We start from the raw sequence: 24,725 nt of genomic DNA, 5'->3' as shown, positions 1-24,725 counted from the left end.
GCCTCGATTGACGTTTACGTAACGTAAAGTGAATAGGGGAGACAAAGCATGCAAATCAAGGACCAAGTATTCATCATCACCGGCGGCGCCTCGGGCCTGGGCGCGGCTACCGCGCGCATGATCGTCGAGAACGGCGGCAAAGTCGTGCTGGCGGACGTGCAGGTGGAAGCGGGCGAAAAGCTGGCGGCCGAACTGGGCGCGGCGAAATTCGTGCAATGCGACGTGACGTCGGAAGCGGACGGCCTGGCCGTGGTGGCTGCGGCGACCGCCATGGGCACCCTGCGTGGCCTGGTCAATTGCGCCGGCGTGGCGCCTGCCATCAAGACCGTGGGCAAAGATGGCCCGCATCCGCTGGACTCGTTCGCCCGCACCATCAGCATCAACCTGATCGGCACCTTCAATATGTGCCGCCTGGCGGCTGATGCCATGGGCAAAACCGAAGCCGCAGAGTGGGGCGAGCGCGGTGTGATTATCAATACCGCATCGGTGGCGGCGTTCGATGGCCAGATCGGCCAGGCGGCTTACGGTGCATCCAAGGCTGGCGTGGCCGGCCTGACCCTGCCGATGGCGCGCGACCTGTCGCGCAGCGGCATTCGTGTGATGACCATTGCGCCGGGGATCTTCGAGACCCCGATGCTGCTGGGCATGCCGCAGGAAGTGCAGGACGCGCTGGGCAAGATGGTGCCGTTCCCGCCACGCCTGGGCAAGCCGTTCGAATATGCTTCGCTGGCCAAGTCCATTATCGAAAATACCATGCTGAACGGCGAGACGATCCGCCTGGATGGCGCGATCCGCATGCAGCCGAAGTAAGGCAGGCAAGGCGAGGGCGAATTGGTGTAGCATTTGGAAATGAAAGCCATTGCCCTCGCCCTCGCAGCGCTCTGCTGCACCAGCCTCCCGCTCCACGCCCAAGACAACCGCGCTCCTGAAATCGCCACTGGCTGGCAGGAGAAAGCCGGCTGGTCTGCGCAAAAATTCATGGTTGCCGCGGCCAACCCGCTGGCCACCGAAGCCGGCTACCAGATGCTGAAGCAGGGCGGTTCCGCCGTCGATGCCGCCATCGCCACCCAATTGGTACTGACTCTGGTCGAGCCGCAATCCTCCGGCATTGGCGGCGGCGCTTTCATGATGCATTGGGATGGCGCGAAAGTGCGCTCCTTCGACGGCCGCGAAACCGCGCCCGCAGTGGCCACGGAAACCTTGTTCCAGGACGCCAGCGGCAAGCCCTTGCCGCGTGCCGAAGGCGTGGTCGGCGGCCGTTCGGTCGGCGCTCCGGGCGTGCTGCGCATGCTGGAGCTGGCGCATAAAGAATACGGCAAGCTGGCCTGGCCCAAGCTGTTTGCGCCGGCCATCAAGCTGGCGGAAGAAGGATTCGCCGTCAGCCCGCGCCTGAATGCCCTGCTGACCAATGAGCGTTACCTGCAGCGCGATCCGGTCGCTGCCGCCTATTTCTTCGACAAGGACAGCAAGCCCTGGCCGGTCGGCTACGTGCTGAAAAATTCGGCATTGGCCAGGACCCTGCGTGAAATCGCTGCCGAAGGCGCCGACGCCTTCTACCGCGGCCACATCGCGCGCGACATCGCCGCGAAAGTGCAGGGCCACCCGACCAATCCGGGTGGCCTGACGGCAGCCGACATCGCCGGCTACAAGGCCCGCGAACGCGAGCCGCTGTGCGCCGACTACCGCGCATACACCGTGTGCGGCATGCCGCCGCCTTCGTCCGGCGGCGTGGCGATCGCACAGATCCTCGGCATCCTGGAAAACAGCAAGATCGGCGACTATGCACCGGTCAACGGCGTGCTCAGCGCCGACGCCATCCACCTGATGTCGGAAGCGGAGCGTCTGGCCTACGCGGACCGCAACCGCTACGTGGCCGACACCGACTTCGTGCCGCTGCCCGGCAAGGGCGCCAGCGGCCTGTTGGACAAATCCTACCTGCGCCAGCGCGCCACCCTGATCGGCGACAAATCGATGGGCCGCGCCCGCGCCGGCGTGCCGGCCGAAGTCAAAGTGGCCTGGGGCGACGACACCGCCCTCGACAAGCCATCCACCTCGCACCTGGTGGTAGTGGACGGCTTTGGCAACGGTCTCTCGATGACCACCTCGGTGGAAGACGCGTTTGGCTCGCGCCAGATGGTGGGCGGTTTCCTGCTGAACAACCAGCTCACCGATTTCTCCTGGGATTCGGCCGATGAAAACGGCCCGGTCGCCAACCGGGTGCAGCCGGGCAAGCGACCGCGCAGTTCGATGGCGCCAACCCTGGTGTTCGACAAGCAGACCAGGAAGCTGGTACTGGCTGCCGGTTCGCCGGGCGGTTCGACCATCATCAATTACGTGGCCAAGGTGCTGGTGGGCACGCTGGATTGGAAACTGAACGTGCAGCGGGCCATCAGCCTGCCCAATTTCGGCAGCCGCAATGGCCCGACCGAAATCGAAGCGGGCAAGGTTCCGGCCGAGGTGGTGGAGCAGTTGAAGGCGCGTGGCCACCAGGTGCGGCAGATCGAGATGAACTCCGGCCTGCAAGGCCTGCAGCGCACGCCAGGCGGCTGGTTCGGCGGCGCCGATCCGCGCCGGGAAGGCATCGTGCGCGGCGAGTGACGGGCGCGCGACAGGCCGGGGCGGGCAGGGGCGCCAGGCATTCCCGCCCCGCGGCCAGCATGTTACCCTTGATAAATGGGCATGAAAAAGAAAACAGGCTTGATCCTGACGGGCGGTGGCGCCCGCGCGGCTTACCAGATTGGCGTTTTGCAGGCGATCTCCGAAATCCTGTGGGAAGCAGGGTGGCCGCCGGCACGTAATCCATTCCAGATCATCTGCGGTACCTCGGCTGGCGCCATCAACGCCACGGCCCTGGCCTGCCGCGCCGATAACTTTGGCGAAGGCGTGCAAAAGCTGCTCGATGTGTGGAGCAACTTCGAAGCCAACCAGGTCTACCGCGCCGACTCGCTGGGCGTGCTGCGTTCCGGCGCGCGCTGGCTGTCGCTGCTGTCATTCGGCTGGCTGCTGCGCAAATGGCGCGCCGCGCCGCCGCAGTCGCTGCTCGATAACACGCCGCTGGTGAACCTGCTGCACCGCATGCTGGACTTGCCGCGCCTGGACAACTGCCTGCAGGAGGGCCTGCTGCATGCGGTGGCCGTCACCGCCTCGTCCTACACCGGCGGCCAGCACATTACCTTCTACCAGACCGCCGCCGAAATCGCGCCCTGGGTGCGCATGCAGCGGGTGGCCATGCAGGACCAGATCGGCGTCGAACACCTGCTGGCGTCGTCGGCGATTCCCTTCATCTTCCCGGCCACGCCGCTGTACATGGGCGGCCACCTGGAATATTGCGGCGACGGTTCGATGCGCCAGCTGGCGCCGATTTCGCCGGCCATCCATCTCGGCGCGCAGAAGGTGCTGGTGGTCGGCGCCGGCCGCCTGACCGAGCCGCCGCGCCAGATGCGGGAAACGCCGCGCTATCCAAGCCTGGCGCAGATTGCCGGCCACGCCATGTCCTCGATCTTCCTGGATGGCCTGGCGGTCGATATCGAACGCCTGAACCGGGTCAACCAGACCTTGTCCGTGCTGCCGGAGGATTTGCTGGCCAAGACCCCCTTGCGGCCGGTCGAACTGCTGGTGATTGCGCCCTCCGAACGGCTGGACGACCTGGCGGCGCGCCACATCGGCAGCCTGCCGGCACCGATCCGCACCATGCTGTCCGGGATCGGCGCCACCGAGGCGCGCGGCTCGGCGCTGGCTTCCTACCTGCTGTTCGAATCGAGCTACACCCAGGAACTGATTCGCCTCGGCCAGCGCGATACGCAGGCCCGGCGCGCCGACGTATTGGCATTTTTCGGGTCTTGACGGTGACCAATAGTAAAATGGCAGCTTTTGCCCCGCATCTTCCTGGTTATTGATCCCTGTGGCTGGTACCGTACGTCGAATGATCCTGCGCTTGGCCGCCCTGGCCATGGTTTGCACGCTCGCCCTCCCGGCGCTGGCGGCGCCGCCGCGCACCCTGCGTTTCGAGCAGTTGGACGTGGACGACGGCCTGGCCCAGGAATCGGTGCTGTCAATTGTGCAAGATCGCCAAGGTTTCATGTGGTTCGGCAGCCAGGCGGGCCTGAGCCGCTTCGACGGCTACAAGGTCACGGTCTACCGCAATATCGTCGGCGACCAGCGCAGCCTGGCCGAGAACTGGGTCGGCGTGCTGCACCTCGACCCGCGCGGGCGCATGTGGGTCGGCACCGACGGCGGACTAGACCTGTTCGACCCCAAGACCCAGGCATTCAGCCACTACCTGCCGCGCGAGCCGGAAAAGCGCGGTAGCGGCAACCGCCATATCAAGGCCATCATCGACGACGGCGACGATGGACTGTGGATCGGCACCGCGGACGGCCTGCAACACTACGATCCGGCCACCGGCAAGTTTGTCATCTACCACCACGATCGCGCCGAACCGGGCAGCCTTGGCCATGACCAGGTCAACGCGCTGGCGCGCGACAAGCAGGGCAGGTTGTGGGTCGCCACTTCGGCCGGCGTTGACATGCTGGAGAGCGGCTCGCGCAGCTTCACCCACTATCCGTTGAAGGCGGCGGGCGCGCGCGGCGCGCAATCGTTGCTGGTGGACCGCGACCAGGTGCTGTGGGTCGGCACCCAGAACGGCATCGAGCGCTGGACGCTGGAGGGAAAGTATCCGCAGCGCCGAAGCATGGGCGCGGCGGAAGGGCTGCCGCAAAGTACCGTCAAGCGCATCTACCAGGACCAGGATGGCACGCTATGGGTCGGCAGCCAGACCGGCGGCCTGTTCCGCTGGCGCCAGTCGGACGACCGCTTCGTGCAATACCGCCACCAGCAGGGCGATCCGCACAGCATCGCCGACAACTATGTGTTCTCGCTGTTCCGCGACAACGTGGGCACCTTGTGGGTCGGCACCTGGTACCGCGGCGTGAGCCGGGTCGACCTGGGCAGCGGCGGCTTTGCGCGCCTGGTCAAGGACCCGGGCCAACCGTTCACCTTGTCCGACAACAAGGTGCGCGCCTTGCTCGATGCCGGCGATGGCAAGGTCTGGGTCGGCAATAACGATGGCTTGAATTACTACGACCCGGTGACCGGCAAGACGGTGTTGTACCGCACCGGCGCGGGAGCCAATAGCCTGGAATTCCAGGTCACGGCCTTGCTGCATGACCCGCGCGACCGCAACGTGCTGTGGGTCGGCAGCCGCAACGGCGTGCGCCGCTTCGACATCAAGGCGCGCCGCTTCGGCCCGCTGATGCTGTCGCACGGCGATCCTGAAAATGACGTGATCCGCTTCCTGTACGGCGACCGCGAAGGCATGGTGTGGGCTTCCGCCCGCAACGGCCTGCACCGCATCGATCCGTCCAGCAACGGCGTGCTGACCTTCCGTCATGATCCGGCCGACATCCACAGCATGGCCGACAGCGTGGTGCGCCCGGTGCTGGAAGACCGGCGCGGCAACCTGTGGGTGGGTACCTTCAACGGCCTTGACCTGCTGGACCGCAAGACCGGCCGCTTCACGCACTACCGCAACAACCCGAACGACGCGGGCAGCTTGAGCCATAACGAGGTGCACTACCTGTTCGAGGACGACGACGGCATGCTGTGGATCGGCACCGCGGCGGGCCTGAACCGCATGGAACGCCGCCCCGATGGCAGCGTGCATTTCCGCCGTTTCCTGCGCAAGGATGGCATGGCCGACGACGCGATCGCGGGCATCCTGCCGGACCGCGGCAAGTACCTGTGGCTGTCCACCAATACCGGCATCTCGCGCCTTGACATGGGCAACGGCCAGGTGCGCAACTATTCCGGCGTGGACGGCACCATCGAGGGCGCCTATTTCGACGGTTCCGCCTTGCGCGCGGCCGACGGCACCCTGTACTTCGGCGGCTTTAACGGCATCACCGCCTTCGATCCGCAGGATGTGCGGGAGAACAGTTCGGCGCCGACCGCGGTCATCACCGATTTCCAGATCTTCAACAAGCCGGTGCGGCCAGGGCAGGGCGGCGCCAACAAGGGCGTGCTGCAGCAGGCCATCGAGTACACCAGCTCCCTGTCGCTGCGGGAAGGCGACTCCGTCTTCTCGCTGGAATTCGCGGCGCTGCACTACGCCGCCCCGCAGCGCAACCGCTTTGCCTACCAGTTGGTGGGCTTCGACAAGGACTGGGTGGTGACCGATGCAGGCAAGCGCTTCGCGACCTATACCAACCTCGATCCCGGCACTTATCAGTTCCGCGTCAAGGCCGCCAACAAGGACGGCATCTGGAACGACAACGCCGCCATGCTGGAAATTATCATCGCGCCGCCCTACTGGAAAACCTGGTGGTTCAGGCTATGCCTGCTGGTGGTGGCGATGGGCGGTGCCTGGGCTGCTTACCACATGCGCGTGCGCGTGCTGCGCAGCCAGCAACTGCAGCTGGAAAAGCAGGTCAGCCTGCGCACCGCCGAAGTCGAGCTGAAGAACCAGCTCCTGCAAGAGCAGAAGCGCGAGCTGGAACAGCGCGACAAGCACCTGTCGCTGGCCAAGCAGCGGGCGGAAGACGCCACGCGCCAGAAGTCCGAATTCCTGGCCAATATGAGCCACGAAATGCGCACGCCGCTGGCCGGCGTGATCGGCATGCTGGGCTTCGCGCTGCGCGACAACGCGCTGGCCGAGCGCACCCGCGAACAGATCGAGCGCGGCCAGGGCAATGCGCAGTCTCTGCTGGCCATCATCAATGACCTGCTGGACTTCTCCAAGATCGAAGCAGGCAAGTTGCACATCGAATCGATCGATTTCGCGCTGGCCAGCATGGTGGAGAACGTGGTCAGCCTGTTCGCCGAGCACACCGTGTCCAATATGGTGGGTTTTGAAGTCGATTTCGCGCCGGACCTGCCGGAGTTCGTGGTCGGCGACCCGACCCGCCTGCGCCAGGTGCTGGTCAACCTGGTCGGCAACGCCTTCAAGTTTACCGAGCGCGGCAAGGTGTCGCTGCGGGTCGAGCGCGAAAGCAGCAGCGCGGAAGGGCACCGCATCCGCTTCACGGTGGAAGACACCGGTATCGGCATTCCGCCGGATGCCTTGCCGCGCCTGTTCCAGAAGTTCGAGCAGGGCGATACCACCACCACCCGCCGCTACGGGGGCACCGGCCTTGGCCTGGCGATCAGCAGCCAGCTGGTGGAACTGATGGGCGGCTTGGTCGACGTGGTCAGCGCGCCGGGCGCGGGCTCCAGCTTCGCCTTTACCGTTCCGCTGCGCGATGGCGTGGCGCCGCCGCTGGCGCCGCACGTGGCGCGCGAGCCGCATTCGCATCAACTGCGCGTGCTGTGCGCGGAAGATTTCCCGACCAACCAGATCATCGTGCGCATGATGCTGGAAGACCTGGGGCACAAGGTCGATATCGCCGGCAACGGCGTGCTGGCGCTGGCCGCCTGCGCCCAGCAGCGCTATGACCTGGTGCTGATGGACGGCCGCATGCCGGAAATGGACGGCTCCACCGCGACGCGCCTGATCCGCTCCGGCGGTCCGCGCGAAGCGCCGGTGCTGGACCCGCACCTGATGATCGTGGCCCTGACGGCCAACGCCAGCGACGAGGATCGCAGCCGCTACCTGGCCGCCGGCATGGACGATTTCCTGACCAAGCCGATCGACGAAGGCGCGCTGCACATGCAGCTCGAACGTGCCATCGAGCGGCAGCTTGCGCGCGGCATCAAACTGCCGCGGATGCGGGCGCACACGGAGGAGCGGCCCTCTTTGGCAGAGCTGGATGCCATGTTCGGCGTGTGCGACCTGCCGCCGCCGAAACCGATGCCGGGCCAGGCCGGGCAAGCGCTCAAGCTGCGCCTGCGCGACGCCTTCATTGCCGACCTGCCGGCGCGCCTGCGGGAGATGGACCAGGCGCTGGCTTCGGCCGACGCCGATGCGGCGGGCCGCCTGTTCCATGGCATGAAGGGCAGCGCCGCCTATCTGGACGAGGCCGAGCTGCATGCATTGTGCGGTGAACTGGAACGGGCCGCGGATCGCGCCATGTGGCCGGCGATCCGCGAAAAGCTGCCGCGCCTGCGGCTGCTGCTGGAACACGTCGTATCCCCAACGCGGCACTAAAATAAAAGCGGAGAGAGCATGAAAGTATTGGTAGTCGACGACGACGTAGTCTCGCGCATGGTGCTGATGCACCTGATCGATGGTTGCGGCAAGTTCGAGATCGTGGAGGCGGAAGATGGCGCCGAAGCCTGGCAGCAGCTGGAAGATGGACTGCGTCCGGGCATCATCTTCTGCGACCTGCGCATGCCGCGCCTGTCCGGCATTGAACTGCTGCAGCGCGTGCGCGGACATGGCGAGCTGGCGGAAGTGCCGTTCGTGCTGGTGTCGTCCGCCACCGACAAGGAAACGGTGCAGCAGGCCACCCTGGCCGGCGCCACCGGCTATATCGTCAAGCCGTTCCAGTCGGAGCAGGTGCGGGCCCACCTTGGCGCCTTCCTCGACCAGGCGGCCAATGGCTATGAACATCGGGCGGAAGAGCCGTCGGCCACCCTGCTGCGGCTGGGGATTGGCGCCGACCGCCTGCTGGTCTATCTGACCGGCTTCCAGAACCAGCTTACGGCGGCCGGCAGCGAGATCGATGCGCTGCTGGCACACGACGAGCTGGCTGAAGTGCGCGTGCGGCTGGAACGCCTGCATACCGGCTGCACCACGCTGGGCCTGCAGGGCGCGGCGGCGGCCCTTAAGCCTTTGATGGAAGGCCACGTGAGCAACGAGGCGGTGCAGTCGGCGCTGACCGACGTGATCCGGGCGGTGCTGCATCAATCCTCGCTGGTGCGCCAAAGCTGAACAGCCGAGCCTTGCGGTAAATATATTTTAGGTTTAAAGTAGTCTGCACCGCAGGCTGTACTTTCAACCGAACCTTACCCAGGCGACCATGAACAGAAACACTGCTGCTGAACCGAGCGCGCATCTCGACCAGTTCGCGCGCCAGCACCTTCCCCCGGCCGACCAATGGCCGGACCTGCTGTTCGACCTTCCCGAGTTGCAGTACCCGGCGCGCCTGAACTGCGTGGCCGAGATCCTCGACAAAGGCGTAACCGCAGGCGGCGGCGCGCGCCTGGCGCTGCACGGCGAGGGCATGAGCTGGACTTACGCCGAACTGCAGCAGCAGGTCGACCGCATCGTCAACGTGCTGCGCGGGTCAATGGGACTGGTGCCCGGCAACCGGGTGCTGCTGCGCGGCGCCAATCATCCGATGATGGCCGCTGCCGTACTGGCCGTGCTCAAGGCCGGCCTGGTCGCGGTGCCGACCATGCCGCTGCTGCGCGCGCGCGAGCTGGGCGTCATCATGCAGAAGGCGCAGGTGCAGGCGGTGTTGTGCGCCCACACGCTGCGCGAGGAGATCGAGGCAGCGCCAAACCGCCCTGAGCGTACCCTGTGGTTCAACGTGCCGGCCGATGCCCAAGCCGGGCTCGCGCCGGAACGTTCGCTCGATGCGCTGATGGCGGCGCAGCCAGCCAGCGCCGCGGCATGCGATACGGCTGCCGACGACGTTTGCCTGATCAGCTTCACCTCCGGCACCACCGGCGTCCCGAAAGGCACTATCCACTTCCATCGCGACGTGCTGGCCATTTGCGACTGCTTCCCGCGCCATATCCTCAAGTCGCAAGCCGATGACCTGTTCATCGGCACACCGCCGCTGGCTTTTACATTCGGCCTTGGCGGCTTGCTGCTGTTCCCGCTGCGCGTCGGCGCCGCGGCCGTGCTGCTGGAAAAGCTGACGCCGGAATCGCTGCTGCAGGCCATTGAAAAGTATCGCGCCACCATCTGCTTCACCGCGCCGACTTTTTACCGTCAGATGGCGACACTGGCCGGCAAATACGAGCTGTCCAGCCTTAAGAAGTCCGTATCGGCCGGTGAAGCCTTGCCGGTGGCGACGCGCGAAGCCTGGCAGCAAGCCAGCGGCCTGCGCATGATCGACGGCATCGGTGCCACCGAAATGCTGCACATCTTCATTTCCGCAGCGGGCGACGATATCCGGCCCGGCGCCACCGGCAAGCCGATTCCCGGCTACCGCGCTTGCGTGCTCGATAACAACGGCCAGCCGGTAGGCCCCGGCATTGTCGGGCGCCTGGCAGTCAAAGGACCGACCGGCTGCCGCTACCTGGACGATCCGCGCCAGCGCGACTATGTGCTGAACGGATGGAACCTGACCGGCGACGCCTATGAGATGGATGCCGAAGGCTACTTCTTCTACCGTTCGCGCACCGACGACATGATCATCTCCGCCGGCTACAACATCGCCGGCCCCGAAGTGGAGGACGCCTTGTTGCGCCATCCCGCTGTCGCCGAATGCGGCGTGGTTGGCAAGCCGGACGATGAACGCGGGCAGATCGTGGAAGCGCATGTGGTGCTGAAGCCCGGCTTTGAGCCGTCGCCCGCGACGGCGGCGGAATTGCAGGACTTCGTCAAGGAGCAGATCGCCCCTTACAAGTATCCACGCTCGATCCGCTTCCTGGCGTCGCTGCCGCGTACCGAAACGGGCAAGCTGCAGCGCTTCAAACTCCGTAGCACCTGAGGAATCGCATGAATATCGTTTGTATTGGCGGCGGCCCGGCCGGCCTCTATTTCGCACTGCTGATGAAAAAGCAGGACCCGTCGCACCGCATCGTCGTGGTGGAGCGCAACCGGCCTTACGATACCTTCGGCTGGGGCGTGGTGTTTTCCGACCAGACGCTGGGCAACCTGGTGGCAGCCGACGAAAAGACGGCGCGCGAGATCCTGCAGTCGTTTAATCATTGGGACGATATCGACGTTTTCTTCAAGGGACAGAAGGTCACGTCGGGCGGCCACGGTTTCTGCGGCATCGGCCGCAAACGCCTGCTGAACATCCTGCAGCAGCGCTGCGAGGAACTTGGCGTGGAGCTGGTGTTCGAAACCGATGTGCAGGACGACCAGGAGCTGGCGGCGCGTTACGACGCCGACCTGGTCATTGCATCGGACGGCCTGAATTCACGCATACGCACGCGCTACGAAGCGGATTTCCAGCCGATGATCGAGGCGCGCCAGTGCCGTTTCGTGTGGCTTGGAACGAGCAGGAAATTCGACGCCTTCACCTTCGACTTCCAGCAGACGGAGCATGGCTGGTTCCAGGCGCACATCTACCAGTACGACGGCGAGACCTCGACCTTCATTATCGAAACGCCGGAATCGGTGTGGCGTGCCGCCGGCCTGGACGACATGTCGCAGGAGGATGCGCTGGCCTGGTGCGAGCAGCTGTTCGCCGATCGGCTGGAAGGGCATAAGCTGATGTCCAATGCGGCCCACTTGCGCGGCTCGAGTGTGTGGATCAAATTCCCGCGCATCGTGTGCCAGCAGTGGGTGCACTGGAATGACCGCGTGCCGGTGGTCCTGATGGGCGACGCGGCGCACAGTGCGCACTTCTCGATCGGTTCCGGCACCAAGCTGGCCCTGGAAGATGCGATCGAACTGGCGCGCTGCTTTGCCGCGCATGGGGATGCATCCGCCGCGCTGGCGGCATACCAGCAAGTGCGCGCAGTCGAAGTGCTGAAGATCCAGAGCGCCGCGCGCAATTCGATGGAGTGGTTCGAGAACGTGCAGCGCTACAGCGCAATGGAGGCGCCGCAGTTCGCCTACTCGATGCTGACCCGCAGCCAGCGCCTGTCGCATGAAAACCTGCGCGTGCGCGACAAGGAATACGTGGCCGGTTTTGAGCGCTGGCTGGCGGAGAGGGCCTTCGCGCAAGCAGCTCTGCCCCAGCCAGTCGCGCCGGCGCGCCCGGTGCCGCCGATGTTCACGCCGTACAAGGTGCGTGAGATGGTGCTGAAAAACCGCATCATTGTATCGCCGATGGCGCAATACAGCGCCGTCGACGGCTGCGTGGGCGACTGGCACATGGCCCACCTGGGCGCGCGCGCGATGGGCGGCGCGGCGCTGGTGATGGCGGAAATGACCTGCGTCTCCGCCGACGCCCGCATCACGCCATTCTGTCCTGGCATGTATGCACCGGCGCATACGACGGCCTGGAAACGTATCGTCGACTTCATTCACCGGAACACGGACGCCAAAATCGGCCTGCAACTTGGCCACGCCGGTGCCAAGGGCTCGACCCGCGCCATGTGGGACGGCATCGACCTGCCGCTCGACCAGGGCAACTGGCCGCTGGTGGCGGCTTCGCAGCAGCAATACCTGGCCGGCGTGTCGCAAGTCGCGCGCACTGCGAGCGGCGAAGACATGCGCCGCATAGAAGCCGATTTCGTGCGCGCCACGCTGGCGGCTGAAGAGGCAGGATTCGACTGGCTGGAGCTGCACTGCGCCCACGGCTACCTGCTGTCGTCCTTCATTTCGCCGCTGACCAATGAGCGCGGCGACGAGTACGGCGGCTCCCTGGAGAATCGCTGCCGTTTCCCCTTGCGCGTATTCGCGGCGATGCGCGCGGCGTGGCCGGCGCATAAGCCGATGAGCGTGCGTATTTCGGCGCATGACTGGGTCGAAGGCGGCATTACGCCGGATGATGCGGTACAGATTGCGCGCTTGTTCAAGCAAGCGGGCGCCGACATGATCGACTGCTCGTCGGGCCAGGTCAGCAAGCTCGAAAAGCCGGTCTTCGGCCGCATGTTCCAGACACCGTTTGCCGACCGCGTGCGCAACGAGGCGGGGATTCCGACCATCGCGGTGGGCTCGATCTTCGAAGCGGACCATGCCAACGGCATCATTGCCGCCGGCCGCGCGGACCTGTGCGCCGTTGGGCGCCCGCATCTCGCAAACCCGTCCTGGACGCTGGGTGAGGCGGCCAAGCTGGGTTACACGCCAGTGACGTGGCCCAAGCAGTACCTGGCCGGCAAGCAGCAGCTGGAGCGCAACCTTGAGCGCGAACGCCAGCTGGCCGCCGCCAGCGCCGGGCTGTCGCCGCAGCAAGTCGCGGCCAAATTGCTGGAGGGTTGAGTGATGCCGCTTACCGGCCAGCATGCTTTCATTACCGGCGGCAGCCGCGGCATCGGCCTCGCTTGCGCGCGCGCGCTGCTGGCGCAGGGCGCAAGCGTGACCATCGCCGGACGCGATGCCGCTTCGCTCGCCGACGCTGCAGCGTCGCTTCGCGCTGCCGGCTGCGCGCGCGTGGCGACCTGCGTGCTGGACGTGACGGACGAAGCGGCGGTACATGCTGCCATCGCGGCAGCCGGGCAGCAGCTCGGACCGATCACTATCCTGCTGAACAATGCAGGGCAGGCGCAGCCCGCGCCTTTTGCGAAAACCACCAGCCAGCACTGGCGGCAAATGCTCGACGTGAACCTGACCGGCGCCTTCCACTGCACTCAAGCGGTACTGCCGCAGATGCTGGAAAAGGGCTGGGGCAGGATCATCAACATCGCCTCCACCGCCGGGCTGAAAGGTTACAAATACGTCAGCGCCTATGTCGCCGCCAAGCATGGCCTGATCGGCTTGACGAAAGCGCTGGCGCTGGAACTGGCGACCCGGAACATCACGGTCAATGCGGTCTGTCCTGGCTACACTGAAACCGACATCGTGCGAGACGCCATCGCCAACATCATGCAGAAAACCGGCCGCAGCGAAGGGCAGGCGCGCGCCGAGCTGGCAGCCGGCAACCCGCAACAGAAGCTGGTGCAGGTCGAGGAAGTCGCCAACGCCGTGACATGGCTCTGCCAGCCGTCATCCAGCGCAATGACCGGCCAATCCATCGCCGTCGCCGGCGGTGAAGTCATGTAAGGAAACCGGAACCATGCAATTAGACCTGGAAAGCCGCCTGACCAACGACCACCACCAGTCGCTGAAACTGTGGCTGCGCATGCTTTCTTGCACCAACAAGATCGAAACTGAAATCCGCAGCCGCCTGCGCACCGAATTCGGCATCACGCTGCCGCGTTTCGACCTGATGGCGCAGCTGGAACGCCACCCGGAAGGCCTGCGCATGGGCGAGCTCTCCAAACGCATGATGGTCACCGGCGGCAATATCACCGGCATCACCGACCAGTTGGAGCAGGAACACCTGGTGGCGCGCGTGCCCGACCCGAAAGATGGCCGCGCCTTCAGTGTCAAGCTGACAGCGGCCGGCCGCAAAGTCTTCACGCAAATGGCCGAAGTCCACGAAAGCTGGGTCGCCGAACTGCTGCAAGAGATTTCGCAAGAAGACAAGGGACAGCTCATCGAACTGCTGTCGCAAATGAAGGGCCACCTGTACGCCCGCGAACAAAAGGACAAACCATGAAATACCTGCAAGGGGAAGCGCAACACCTGCCGGGCAACCGCGCACAATTCGCAGGCTACCAGGCCAAGCATTTCCAGTTCACGGTGCAGCAGGGTGTCGCCACGCTCACCCTGGACCGCCCAGAGCGCAAGAACCCGCTCACCTTCGAGTCCTACGCCGAACTGCGCGAACTGTTCCGCGCATTGGCGTATGCCGACGACGTCAAGGTCATCGTCATCACCGGCGCCGGCGAGAACTTCTGTTCCGGCGGCGATGTGCACGAAATTATCGGCCCGCTGACCAAGCTCGATATGCCTGGCCTGCTGGCTTTCACCCGCATGACCGGCGACGTGGTGAAAGCCATGCGCGCCTGCCCGCAGCCGGTGCTCGCGGCCATTGACGGCGTGTGCGCCGGCGCCGGCTCGATGCTGGCCCTGGGCTCCGACATCCGCCTCGGCACGGAGCGCAGCAAGACCGCCTTCCTGTTCACCCGCGTCGGCCTGGCCGGCTGCGACATGGGGGCTTGCGCCTTGCTGCCGCGCGTTATCGGCCAGGGCCGCGCTGCCGAACTGCTGTACACCGGCCGCTCGATGTCCGGTACTGAAGGCGAGCGCTGGGGCTTTTTCAACAGCCTGCACGCGCCGGAACACCTGCTCGCCGCGGCGCAAGCATTGGCCCAGGGACTGGCCAGCGGCCCGACCTTCGCGCATGGCATGACCAAGAAGATGCTGCAGCAGGAATGGAATATGGGCGTTGACGAAGCGATCGAAGCCGAAGCCCAGGCGCAAGCGATCTGCATGGCCACCAACGACTTCCATCGCGCCTACCACGCCTTCGTGGCAAAGCAGAAACCCCTGTTCGAGGGCGATTGAGATGGCCGATAAATCCTACCTGGGCTGGCCTTTCTTCGAGCAGCGCCACGCCGCGCTGGAGCGCGATCTGGATGCGTGGGCGGCGCAGCACGTGCGCGATGCCCACGGCAGCGACACCGATGCGCAGTGCCGCCAACTGGTGCGGGCGCTGGGCAAAGCAGGCTGGCTGCGCCACGCCGTCGGCGGCGCCGCATACGGTGGCGCGCTGGACGCCATCGACACCCGCGCCATCTGCCTGATCCGCGAGACCCTGGCGCGCCACAATGGGCTGGCCGATTTCGCGTTCGCCATGCAGGGCCTGGGCTCCGGTGCCATCAGCCCTGTTCGGCAGCGAAGCCAACAAGCAAGCTTACCTGCCGCGCGTCGCGCAAGGCGAAGCCATCGCCGCGTTCGCGTTGTCGGAGCCGCAAGCCGGCTCCGACGTCGCCGCCATGCAATGCGCCGCCGTGCAGGATGGCGACCATTACGTGCTCGATGGCGAGAAGACCTGGATCTCCAACGGCGGTATCGCCGACTTCTACGTGGTCTTCGCCCGCACCGGCGAACAGCCCGGCGCACGTGGCATCAGCGCCTTCATCGTCGACAAGGAAACGCCCGGCTTCGAGATCGCGGAACGCATCAACGTGATCGCCCCGCATCCGTTGGCGCGCCTGAAGTTCAGCAACTGCCGCATTCCCGCCAGCCTGCGCCTGGGTGAAGCAGGGCAGGGCTTCAAGGTTGCGATGGCCACGCTGGACGTATTCCGCACTTCGGTGGCCGCCGCTTCGCTGGGCTTCGCCCGCCGCGCACTGGACGAAGCGCTGGCGCATGCGCAAAGCCGCAAGATGTTTGGCCAGACCCTGGCCGACTTCCAGCTCACGCAAGCCAAGCTGGCGCAGATGGCGACCGGTGTCGATGCTTCCGCTTTGCTGACTTACCGCGCCGCCTGGCAGCGCGACCAGGGGCAGAAGGTGACGAAGGAAGCCGCCATGGCCAAGATGACCGCTACCGAAACCGCGCAGCAGGTGATTGACGCCGCCGTGCAGATGTTCGGCGGGATGGGCGTGGTCAGCGAACATCCGGTCGAGCGCCTGTACCGCGAAATCCGCGCGCTGCGGATTTATGAAGGCGCCACCGAAGTACAACAATTGATCATCGCGCGCGAGCTGCTGCGCGAAGGCTGAGGAGTCACTATGCAAATATTACAACCGCCAGGCTGGGCGCGCCCACGCGGCTATTCCAATGGCATCGCGGCCACCGGCCGCATGGTCTTCGTCAGCGGAATGATCGGCTGGGACGCGAATTGCGAATTTCAAACGGACGATTTCGCCGGACAAGTGCGCCAGGCGATCGAAAACATCCTGACGGTGCTGAAGGAAGCCGGCGGCGGTCCGGAACACATTGCCCGCATGACCTGGTACGTGGTCGACAAGCATGAATACATGGGCGCCTATACAGCCATCGGTGCCATCTACCGTGAGTTGATCGGCAAGCATTATCCGGCCATGACGGCAGTCGAAGTGGCCGGTTTGCTGGAATCGCGTGCCAAGGTGGAGATCGAGGTCACGGCAGTCGTGCCCGCGTAGTTTTAATGAAGTGATATAGTCCGGCCGTGGAGGTGCAATGCCATGGCTAAACTTCTCGTGCGCCTGATTGGCGCTATCTTTCTGCTAGTCCTGACGACGGCGCAAGCTGCGACACCGCTCTTGACGGATGCGGAGGTCGCCCAGCTATCGACCTGGCTGGGTAATGGGCCGGTGAGGTTGGAGCGCTTATATAAAAAGCGCGACGGACAGACCGCAGCGGATTTCCACGCGGCGGTGGACGGCAAAGGCCGTACATTTACCGTGATGGAAGCCACCAATGAGCTGGGGCAGATGTTCAAGGTGGGCGGCTACAACCCGCAAAGCTGGGATTCTTCCGGCAAGTTCCACATCACGACCGACGATGCAAAGCGCACCGGCTTCCTGTTCAACCTGACGTCGCGCCAGATGCATCGCCAGACGCCGCGCACTTACGCGCTCGATACGGTCGGTTCTTTCCAAACCTGGAACGATGCCAGGACCGGACCGGTGTTCGGCGCCGGCCACGACTTGTACGTGCCGTGGGACCTGACCAACGGCGGTTACTCGATCATGTATTCCTACATCGACCCCGAACGCAGCAACTTCGACTCCAGCCTGCTCGATGGACGCGACTACAAATCGCCCAACGTCACCTACGGCGATATGGAAGTGTGGCGGATATTCGCCGTGCCGGAAACGGGGACGTGGATGATGCTGCTGTCAGGACTGTGCGTGATTGGGTTCATGTGGCGCCGCTCTCCCGCGGCGGCCGCAGGATGACGCGATGCTGCGCCGCCCGCGATGGGGGCGCTGTGGTCCCCCCGACTGGAATCGAACCAGTATCCCACGCTTAGGAGGCATGTGCACTATCCATTGTGCTACGGGGAGGACGCAAAGCGAGCGCAATTATAGCTGACAGGCTGGCAACAGGTAAAATGCGTCTTTTCCCGTCACATATTGCACCCCCATGGCTGTCATCTCATTAACATCTGCACAACTGGCTTTTGGCCACCACGCCCTGCTGGACCACGCTGAATTTTCCCTCGAAACCGGGGAGCGCGTCGGCCTGATCGGGCGCAACGGCACCGGTAAATCCTCCCTGCTGAAGATCATTGCCGGCTTCCAGAAGCTGGACGACGGCCTGCTGGTCATGCAGCAGGGCCTGAAAGTCGTCTACGTGGAGCAGGAGCCGCAGTTCGAAGCCGGCCAGAGTGTGTACGACGCGGTCGCATCCGGCCTGGGCGAGTTGCCGGCGCTGTTGAAAGAATACGATGAACTGACCGGCAAGTTCGGCCAGGGCGATGATGATGCGCTGATGGAGCGCATGCATGACATCCAGGTCAAACTCGATGCCGGCGATGCCTGGAACCTGAAGAACAAGGTGGAAACCGTGCTCGGACGCCTGAACCTGGATGGCGCGGTGCTGATTGAAACCCTGTCCGGCGGCACCAAGAAGCGCGCGGCGCTGGCGCGCGCCCTGGTCGGCGCCCCCGACGTGCTGCTGCTGGACGAACCGACCAACCACCTGGACTTCAACTCCATTACGTGGCTGGAAGCGCTGCTGCGCGATTTCAAAGGCAGTATCCTGTTCATTACCCACGATCGTTCCTTCCTGGACAATGTGGCGACCCGCATCATCGAACTCGATCGCGGCAACCTGATGTCCTATCCGGGCAACTTCACCACCTACCAGGTGCGCAAGGCCGAACAGCTGGCTGTCGAAGAAATCGAAAACGCCAAGTTCGACAAGGTCCTGGCGGCCGAAGAGGTATGGATACGCAAGGGCGTGCAGGCGCGCCGCACCCGCGATGAAGGCCGCGTGCGCCGGCTGGAGCGCTTGCGCGAGCAGCGCGCCGCGCGCCGCGACCAGCAGGGTCAGGTTCGCCTGGAAGTCGGCACCGGCGAGCGTTCCGGCAAGATCGTGGCGGAGCTGGAAAATGTGAGCAAGACCTACGGCGCCAAGACCATCGTCAAGGACTTCAGCTCGATCATCATGCGTGGCGATAAGTTTGGTTTGATCGGCCCCAATGGCGCGGGCAAGACCACGCTGTTGAAACTGGTACTGGGCGAAGAGTCGGCCGACAGCGGCATGATCAAGCAAGGCACCAAGCTGCAGGTGGCGTACTTCGACCAGATGCGTGCCCAGCTGAATGATAACGCCACGCTGGCCGACACCATTGCGCCGGGCTCGGACTGGGTCGAGATCAATGGCCAGCGCAAGCACGTGATGAGCTACCTGGGTGACTTCCTGTTCGAACCGCAACGCGCGCGTTCGCTGGTCAGTTCCCTGTCTGGTGGTGAGCGTAACCGCCTGCTGCTGGCGCGCCTGTTCGCCAAGCCGGCCAACGTGCTGGTGCTGGACGAACCGACCAACGACCTCGACATCGATACGCTGGAACTGCTGGAAGAACTGCTGGAAGATTACGCCGGCACCGTCTTCCTGGTCAGCCACGACCGAACCTTCCTCGATAACGTGGTGACGCAAGTGATCGTTGCCGAGGGCGAGGGCAGGTGGAAAGAGTACGTGGGCGGCTACAGCGACTGGGAGCGCGTGCGCGACGCCAGCGCTGCGGCGTCGAAGAAAGCCGACGCCAAGCCGGCCGCCGCCGCGACTCCGGCGCCCCAAGCGGCTGCGCCGGCGCAGGCCAAAGGCAAAAAACTCAGCTACAAAGAGCAGCGCGAACTGGAAGAACTGCCGCAGCTTATTGCCAAGCTGGAAGATGAGCAGACTGCGCTGAGCCTGGCGCTGTCCGATCCGGACTTCTACAAGAAGACGCCAGCGGAAGCGAAGCGCCTCAACGACCCGCGTGGCGCAGATTGAGGTAGAGCTGATGTCAGCGCTGGAACGTTGGGAAGCCATCGAAACCCGTAATAACGTTTGATGTAACGCAATCCACTCTTTGCACTTTCTCACTTTCGTGCGCTTGCGCACGATTGCCCGCTGTAATATCTGACAACCTTAATGCCGAGGCAGTCCTGCTTCGGCATTTCCAACGGGAAGGCAGATATCGTGACTTTACAGCAGCCACCTAAACGCGTTTCCCAGCAGCCACAGGCGAGAGCGGCTGCCGCGCCTGTGCTCGCACTGCGCGCCAACGGCAGCGCCGTCATGCCGCGCGTGCTGCCGTTTGCCACCCTTCATTGCTTTCCTCATCTTCGCCGACGTGCTTGAACGATTCGGTGCGCACGCGACCACCATGCGCTGGCTGTATCCCGTCAAGATTGCGCTGGTGCTTGCCATGCTGCTTGCGTGGCGCAAACACTACCGGGAGTTACGCCCGCTGCCGGCGCGGCGCGATGCGCTGCTGGCGGCCGGCATTGGCGCTGCCGTCTTCGTGCTGTGGATTGCGCTCGATGCGAGCTGGATGCACCTCGGCGCGCCGCGAGGCTTCGATGCGGCAGGCAGCGATGGCCGCATCGATTGGCCCCTGGTTGCCGTGCGTGCTTTCGGTGCGGCATTGGTGGTGCCGTTAATGGAGGAACTGTTCTGGCGTTCCTTTCTGTTGCGCTGGCTTGAGCAGCGTGACTTCCTGTCACTGCGGCCGGCGCGTGTTGGCCTGCGGGCAGCGACGATTTCCGTTCTTCTGTTCGGTATCGAACATAACTTGTGGCTGGCCGGCATCGTCGCCGGCAGCGCCTACACCTTGTTGTACATGCGCAGCGAAACGCTGTGGACTCCCATCCTGGGACATGCCGTGACCAACGGCTTGTTGGCTGCCTGGATCAGGTGACCGGTAGCTGGACCTATTGGTAGTGTCAATAAAAGGCTAAAAATAATATGCGCATCCTGCCAACTCCCTTGGCGCTGGCTGCCGCACTGGCGTGCTGTCCGGCGCAGGCGGATATCAGCGAAACCTTCAAGCCCTTCATCAGCGTGGGCCAGTCGTATGACGATAACCTGCTGCGCCTTCCGGACAATTCACCGGACGCCATCCAGCGTTCGGACCGTGCCAGCCAAGCGATTGCCGGCATCGCGCTGGAGCGCCCTATCGGGCGCCAGAAGATTACTGGCCAAGCAAAAGTCTCGCGCGTGACTTTCGATCACTACGAGCAGCTCGATTACAACGGCAAGGATTTCAGCCTGGACTGGGCGTGGGTGATCGGCAACCATTTCGACGGCAATATCGGTGGCAGTTACCAGCAGGTGCTGACGCCATTCAACGACTTTCACTCGGAACAGCGCAACCTGCGTACCCAGCGCCGCCAGTATGCCAACGGCGGCTGGCGCATGCATCCGAGCTGGCGCATCTACACAGGCTTCCAGCGCGACCGCTTCGATTACGAGCTGGAAGCGCAAAGCTTGAACAACCGTAAGGAAGACCGCAGCGAAGTCGGCATCGACTACCACGCGTCGAGCGGCAGCAGGGTGGGCCTGGTGGCGCGCCATATCAAAGGCAACTTCCTGAACCCGCGCCGAATCGGCAGCACCTTTCTCGACCAGAACTATACGCAGGACGAGCTGAAGGCCAATGTCAACTGGCTATACAGCGACATCACACAACTGCAACTGCTGGCCGGCTATGCCAAGCGCAAGCACGATACTTTCGCCGAGCGCGATACCAGCGGATTGAATGGCCGCGCCACCCTGAACTGGCGGCCGCGCAGCAAACTGCGCTTCACTGCCGACGCATGGCGTGAGTTCGCTGCGGTAGAAAGCATTGTGGTGAATAACAGCGTCAACAAGGGCGCCAGCCTGACTGCCGCCTGGGATATCTCGGCCAAGGTGCAGGCTAATGCCGGCCTCAAGCGTGAGAAGCGCAAGTTCGAGCGCATGCCTTACGTCACCTTCGATGGCGACCCGAGCGATACCACGCGCAGCACCAATATCGGGGTGGTCTACCAGCCCTGGCGCAAGGTGCAGCTGAGCGTGACGGGCTTCAAGGACCGCCGTACCGGCACGCCCTTGATCGGCACCGGCAGTTACAAGGCCAAGGGTGTTTCATTCATGGCGACAGTGCAATTCTGATGACAAGGAGCGACGATGACGGTAAACGATATTCCTTTGGTCTCCTTTTTCCAGCGTGTGCTCGATCCGCTGATCATCATGGGGATGCTGTACGCCACGTCAATGGTGTATGGGGAGCCGTTTACCGGTTATTCGCTGGTACTGATGGTGCTGGCCTTCTTCATTTCGTCGGCGGTGTACCAGCATGTCGACCCGTATCGCACCTGGCGCAGCGGCCGCATTACTGCTTACGCACGCGATATCTTCATGGGCTGGATCGTTACTGCGGTGATCCTGGTGTTCCTTGGTAACGTCAGCGGCCTGGCTTACCACTACGATGAGGCGGTCGTGTTCAGTTGGTTCCTTGCCACGCCATTTGCACTGCTGATGAGCCACCTGGCGGCGCGCCATGTCGGTACCGATCCGGCCAAGGAGAGCGAGGTGCGCTCGGTGGTCATCGTCGGCGCCAATGAGGTGGGCACCAAATTCGCCGGCACGGTGGAGCGCATGCCCAACCTGTTCCTGAGCGTGCGTGGCTTCTTCGACGACCGCACCGCCGAGCGCCGCAAATCCGGCCTGTCGCATCCCGTGCTGGGCGATATGGGCGATGTGGCCGGCTTCGTACGCGACCACCACATCAAGATGATCTTCATCAGCCAGCCGATCTCGGCCCAGCCGCGCATCCGCAAGCTGCTCGACGAGTTGCAGGACACCACGGCCTCGGTATATTTCCTGCCCGACATTTATGTGTTCGACCTGATGCAGGCGCGCTTCGACAGCGTGGGCGGCATGCCGGTGGTGGCGATTTGCGAGACGCCGTTTGTCGGCTTTGACGGCATCGTCAAGCGCGCCAGCGACGTGCTGATCGGCAGCGCGATCCTGATGGCGCTGGTGCCGTTGATGCTGGTCATTGCGCTGGCCGTGTGCATCAGTTCGCCGGGCCCGGTGATCTTCCGCCAGCGCCGCTACGGCCTGTATGGCGAGGAAATCATCGTCTACAAATTCCGCTCGATGCGTGTGACCGAAGACGGCGCGGTGGTGCGGCAAGCCACGGCCCACGATTCGCGCATCACCAAAATCGGCGCCTTCCTGCGCCGCACCTCGCTGGATGAACTGCCGCAGTTCATCAATGTGCTGCAAGGATCGATGAGCATTGTCGGGCCGCGTCCGCATGCCGTTGCCCACAACGAACAATACCGCAAGCTAATCAAGGGCTATATGTTGCGCCACAAGGTCAAGCCGGGCATTACCGGCTGGGCCCAGGTCAACGGCCTGCGTGGTGAAACGGAAACCCTGGAAAAGATGGAAGCGCGTATCCGCTATGACCTGGATTACCTGCGCCACTGGTCGCTGTGGCTCGACCTGTGGATTATCTTGCGGACAGTCAAGGTGGTATTGAACCGGCAAAACGCGTACTGAATCAATCGTGCGCGCTCGTCGCGCTATTAGAATGAGTTGCAACAGTCGAGGGAGGATATTTTGAAGCACATCAACCCGAATATGGCTTTCGCGGGCATGCTGGCGATTCTCGTTTCCGCCTGCAGCAGCAAGGTGGAACAGAAACCGGGCCAGGCCTTGGCCAACGTCAACGGTGAGGAAATCACCGTGCTGCAGTTGAACGATGAACTGTCGCGCAGCAACGCCCCAGCCACGCAACAGGAAGCCGCCCGCAAGCAGGCGCTGGAGGCGCTGATCGACCGCCAGCTGCTGATCGGCGAAGCGGCGAAAGAAAAAGTCGACCGCGACCCGCGCGTGGTGCAGGCGATCGAGCGGGCGCGCTCGGTGATCCTGGCCCAGGCCTATATGCAGAAACGCATCGGCACGCCGGCCAAGCCGAGCGCGGCGGAGGTGGAAGCCTACTACAGCCAGAACCCGCAATTCTTCGCGCAGCGCAAGCATTTCGATATGCGCGAAATCGTCTTGCCGACCCGTGATGTGACCGATGAACTGAAAGCGGTGATGGACAGCACCCGTTCGCTCGACGAAGTGGCGGCCTGGCTTGATCAGCACAAGGTCAAGTACCAGAAAGCCCAGTTGAGCCGCAGCGGCTCGGAACTGCCGCCGGAACTATCGGCCAAGCTGCTGGCCCTGGCGAAAGGCCAGCTGTTCATCGTGCGCGAAGGCGAACGCAGCATGCTGGTGACGATTGCCGATATCCGCTCCTCCCCGGTCGAGCTGGATGCGGCGCGGCCGCAGATCGAGCAATACCTGGTCGCCAAGAAGGGCAAGGAGTCGGCGGAAGAGGAAGTCAAGCGCCTGCGCGCCAGCGCCAAGATAGCCTATATCAACCAGCCCTCGCCGGTAGCGGACGCGGGGGCCCCGGCCACCGCCCTGGAACGCGGCGTGGCTGGCCTCAAATAAAAACTGGATCGAGGAGCAATCATGAAACGACTACTGATGTGGATGGCGGCGATGGCTTTTGTGCTGGGCGCAGGTTTGGCACAGGCCGCCGACCTGACGCTGGGCGCTGGCGACGTGATCAAGACTTCCGTGTTCGGCAACCCCGACATGTCGACCGAAACCCGGGTCAGCGAAGCGGGCAAGATCACTTTCCCCTTGCTGGGGGAGGTCAAGGTCAGCGGGATGACGGTGCAGCAGGCCGAACGGGCGATCGGCGAACAGCTGGTCAAGAAGGGCTACCTGAAAAATGCCCAGGTCAGCATCATCGTCTCGCAGATCCAGAGCGCGCAAGTGTCGGTGCTGGGCATGGTGAATCGTCCTGGCCGCTATCCGCTTGATGGCGGCAAGCGCGGTGTGATGGATATGCTGGCGCAGGCGGGCGGCTTCAATGTCGATGGCGGCGATACGGTGAGCGTGGTGCGCACCCGCGATGGCAAGACCTCCAAGACCGTGATCGACGTGGTCGACATGGTGCGCAATGGGGCGCTCGACAAGGAGATCGAACTCGGTCCCAACGATGTGATCTATGCCGAGCGTTCGCCGCGCTTCTACATCTATGGCGAAGTGCAGCGCCCTGGTTCGTTCCGGCTGGAACGCACCATGACGGTCAGCCAGGCGCTGGCGGTCGGCGGCGGCCTGACGCCGCGCGGCACCGAGAGCGGCATCAAGATCAAGCGCCGCGGCGGCGACGGTTCGGTGCAAGTGATCGCTGCCAAAAATGAAGACGTGGTGCAGACCGACGACGTCATCTTCATCAAGGAAAGCTGGTTCTAAGGAGGAT

17 protein-coding genes, 1 tRNA gene and 2 pseudogenes are annotated in these 24,725 nt (G+C 63.9%); 19 read left to right on the top strand and 1 reads right to left on the bottom strand.

All coding sequences use genetic code 11. From position 1 onward, the window contains the following. Positions 1-48 precede the first annotated feature (48 nt). The 13 genes and pseudogenes from ACQ4MM_RS08420 to ACQ4MM_RS08360 all read left to right on the top strand — a co-directional run bounded on the left by ACQ4MM_RS08420 (position 49) and on the right by ACQ4MM_RS08360 (position 17,379). The gene (locus ACQ4MM_RS08420; RefSeq protein WP_431476948.1) at positions 49-810 is read left to right on the top strand and encodes a 3-hydroxyacyl-CoA dehydrogenase; all 762 of its coding nucleotides are present in this window, start codon (positions 49-51) and stop codon (positions 808-810) included. Positions 811-849: 39 nt separating this feature from the next. After that, positions 850-2,598, top strand: coding sequence for a gamma-glutamyltransferase (gene ggt, locus ACQ4MM_RS08415; protein ID WP_431476947.1), 1,749 nt, complete (start codon positions 850-852; stop codon positions 2,596-2,598). A 75-nt stretch (positions 2,599-2,673) separates the two neighbouring features. Further along, entirely contained in the window at positions 2,674-3,843 is a 1,170-nt protein-coding gene (locus ACQ4MM_RS08410) for a patatin-like phospholipase family protein (protein ID WP_431476946.1), read from the top strand. Positions 3,844-3,922: 79 nt separating this feature from the next. Beyond that, positions 3,923-8,080, top strand: coding sequence for a two-component regulator propeller domain-containing protein (locus tag ACQ4MM_RS08405; RefSeq protein ID WP_431476945.1), 4,158 nt, complete (start codon positions 3,923-3,925; stop codon positions 8,078-8,080). 18 nt (positions 8,081-8,098) lie between these two features. Continuing rightward, positions 8,099-8,806, top strand: a complete 708-nt coding sequence (locus ACQ4MM_RS08400; protein WP_431476944.1) for a response regulator — start codon at positions 8,099-8,101, stop codon at positions 8,804-8,806. A gap of 88 nt (positions 8,807-8,894) precedes the next feature. Continuing rightward, a complete protein-coding gene (locus tag ACQ4MM_RS08395) occupies positions 8,895-10,538 on the top strand; it encodes an AMP-binding protein (RefSeq protein ID WP_431476943.1) in 1,644 nt (547 codons plus the stop codon). A gap of 8 nt (positions 10,539-10,546) precedes the next feature. Further along, positions 10,547-12,925 carry a bifunctional salicylyl-CoA 5-hydroxylase/oxidoreductase gene (locus tag ACQ4MM_RS08390; RefSeq protein WP_431476942.1) on the top strand — a complete coding sequence of 793 codons (2,379 nt, stop codon included), beginning with the start codon at positions 10,547-10,549 and terminating at the stop codon, positions 12,923-12,925. A 3-nt stretch (positions 12,926-12,928) separates the two neighbouring features. Then, positions 12,929-13,705, top strand: coding sequence for an SDR family NAD(P)-dependent oxidoreductase (locus tag ACQ4MM_RS08385; protein WP_431477006.1), 777 nt, complete (start codon positions 12,929-12,931; stop codon positions 13,703-13,705). 13 nt (positions 13,706-13,718) lie between these two features. After that, positions 13,719-14,204 carry a MarR family winged helix-turn-helix transcriptional regulator gene (locus ACQ4MM_RS08380; RefSeq protein WP_431476941.1) on the top strand — a complete coding sequence of 162 codons (486 nt, stop codon included), beginning with the start codon at positions 13,719-13,721 and terminating at the stop codon, positions 14,202-14,204. Then, positions 14,201-15,055, top strand: a complete 855-nt coding sequence (locus tag ACQ4MM_RS08375) for an enoyl-CoA hydratase family protein (protein ID WP_431476940.1) — start codon at positions 14,201-14,203, stop codon at positions 15,053-15,055. Before ACQ4MM_RS08380 ends, ACQ4MM_RS08375 begins: the two co-directional genes overlap by 4 nt. Position 15,056: 1 nt before the next feature. Then, positions 15,057-16,218, top strand: a pseudogene (locus ACQ4MM_RS08370) (acyl-CoA dehydrogenase family protein). A gap of 9 nt (positions 16,219-16,227) precedes the next feature. Beyond that, a complete protein-coding gene (locus tag ACQ4MM_RS08365) occupies positions 16,228-16,620 on the top strand; it encodes a RidA family protein (RefSeq protein ID WP_431476939.1) in 393 nt (130 codons plus the stop codon). Positions 16,621-16,662: 42 nt separating this feature from the next. Further along, positions 16,663-17,379, top strand: a complete 717-nt coding sequence (locus ACQ4MM_RS08360) for a PEP_CTERM-anchored TLD domain-containing protein (protein WP_431476938.1) — start codon at positions 16,663-16,665, stop codon at positions 17,377-17,379. 33 nt (positions 17,380-17,412) lie between these two features. On the opposite strand, the gene ACQ4MM_RS08355 is transcribed toward ACQ4MM_RS08360, so the two are convergent. Then, positions 17,413-17,487, bottom strand: a tRNA-Arg gene (locus ACQ4MM_RS08355). A gap of 79 nt (positions 17,488-17,566) precedes the next feature. On the opposite strand from ACQ4MM_RS08355, the pseudogene ACQ4MM_RS08350 reads away from it, so the two are divergent. From ACQ4MM_RS08350 to epsE, 6 genes and pseudogenes are all read left to right on the top strand, one after another. Further along, a pseudogene (locus ACQ4MM_RS08350) lies at positions 17,567-19,481 on the top strand (ATP-binding cassette domain-containing protein). A 246-nt stretch (positions 19,482-19,727) separates the two neighbouring features. After that, positions 19,728-20,330, top strand: coding sequence for a CAAX prenyl protease-related protein (locus ACQ4MM_RS08345; protein ID WP_431476937.1), 603 nt, complete (start codon positions 19,728-19,730; stop codon positions 20,328-20,330). A 47-nt stretch (positions 20,331-20,377) separates the two neighbouring features. Next, positions 20,378-21,565 (top strand): XrtB/PEP-CTERM-associated polysaccharide biosynthesis outer membrane protein EpsL, encoded by a 1,188-nt coding sequence (gene epsL, locus ACQ4MM_RS08340; protein ID WP_431476936.1) that lies wholly within the window; start codon positions 20,378-20,380, stop codon positions 21,563-21,565. 15 nt (positions 21,566-21,580) lie between these two features. Beyond that, positions 21,581-22,963 carry an undecaprenyl-phosphate glucose phosphotransferase gene (locus ACQ4MM_RS08335; protein WP_431476935.1) on the top strand — a complete coding sequence of 461 codons (1,383 nt, stop codon included), beginning with the start codon at positions 21,581-21,583 and terminating at the stop codon, positions 22,961-22,963. A 60-nt stretch (positions 22,964-23,023) separates the two neighbouring features. Continuing rightward, positions 23,024-23,905 carry an EpsD family peptidyl-prolyl cis-trans isomerase gene (locus ACQ4MM_RS08330; RefSeq protein ID WP_431476934.1) on the top strand — a complete coding sequence of 294 codons (882 nt, stop codon included), beginning with the start codon at positions 23,024-23,026 and terminating at the stop codon, positions 23,903-23,905. Positions 23,906-23,926: 21 nt separating this feature from the next. Next, complete coding sequence (gene epsE, locus ACQ4MM_RS08325; protein ID WP_431476933.1) at positions 23,927-24,718, top strand: polysaccharide export protein EpsE; 792 nt, start codon at positions 23,927-23,929, stop codon at positions 24,716-24,718. Positions 24,719-24,725 lie beyond the last annotated feature (7 nt).

The sequence above is a fragment of the Massilia eburnea genome (genome assembly GCF_050709955.1).
GTDB lineage: Bacteria > Pseudomonadota > Gammaproteobacteria > Burkholderiales > Burkholderiaceae_D > Rugamonas > Rugamonas eburnea_A.
This window is presented reverse-complemented; position numbering and strand designations above follow the sequence as displayed.

Excerpts from the sequence above, each read along its gene's own strand:
- epsE (WP_431476933.1), top strand. The coding sequence starts at position 23,927 with ATGAAACGACTACTGATGTGGATGGCGGCGATGGCTTTTGTGCTGGGC.
- ACQ4MM_RS08400 (WP_431476944.1), top strand. The coding sequence starts at position 8,099 with ATGAAAGTATTGGTAGTCGACGACGACGTAGTCTCGCGCATGGTGCTG.
- epsL (WP_431476936.1), top strand. The coding sequence starts at position 20,378 with ATGCGCATCCTGCCAACTCCCTTGGCGCTGGCTGCCGCACTGGCGTGC.
- ACQ4MM_RS08380 (WP_431476941.1), top strand. The coding sequence starts at position 13,719 with ATGCAATTAGACCTGGAAAGCCGCCTGACCAACGACCACCACCAGTCG.
- ACQ4MM_RS08385 (WP_431477006.1), top strand. The coding sequence starts at position 12,929 with ATGCCGCTTACCGGCCAGCATGCTTTCATTACCGGCGGCAGCCGCGGC.
- ACQ4MM_RS08410 (WP_431476946.1), top strand. The coding sequence starts at position 2,674 with ATGGGCATGAAAAAGAAAACAGGCTTGATCCTGACGGGCGGTGGCGCC.
- ACQ4MM_RS08395 (WP_431476943.1), top strand. The coding sequence starts at position 8,895 with ATGAACAGAAACACTGCTGCTGAACCGAGCGCGCATCTCGACCAGTTC.
- ACQ4MM_RS08405 (WP_431476945.1), top strand. The coding sequence starts at position 3,923 with ATGATCCTGCGCTTGGCCGCCCTGGCCATGGTTTGCACGCTCGCCCTC.
- ACQ4MM_RS08420 (WP_431476948.1), top strand. The coding sequence starts at position 49 with ATGCAAATCAAGGACCAAGTATTCATCATCACCGGCGGCGCCTCGGGC.
- ACQ4MM_RS08390 (WP_431476942.1), top strand. The coding sequence starts at position 10,547 with ATGAATATCGTTTGTATTGGCGGCGGCCCGGCCGGCCTCTATTTCGCA.
- ggt (WP_431476947.1), top strand. The coding sequence starts at position 850 with ATGAAAGCCATTGCCCTCGCCCTCGCAGCGCTCTGCTGCACCAGCCTC.
- ACQ4MM_RS08335 (WP_431476935.1), top strand. The coding sequence starts at position 21,581 with ATGACGGTAAACGATATTCCTTTGGTCTCCTTTTTCCAGCGTGTGCTC.
- ACQ4MM_RS08360 (WP_431476938.1), top strand. The coding sequence starts at position 16,663 with ATGGCTAAACTTCTCGTGCGCCTGATTGGCGCTATCTTTCTGCTAGTC.
- ACQ4MM_RS08365 (WP_431476939.1), top strand. The coding sequence starts at position 16,228 with ATGCAAATATTACAACCGCCAGGCTGGGCGCGCCCACGCGGCTATTCC.
- ACQ4MM_RS08375 (WP_431476940.1), top strand. The coding sequence starts at position 14,201 with ATGAAATACCTGCAAGGGGAAGCGCAACACCTGCCGGGCAACCGCGCA.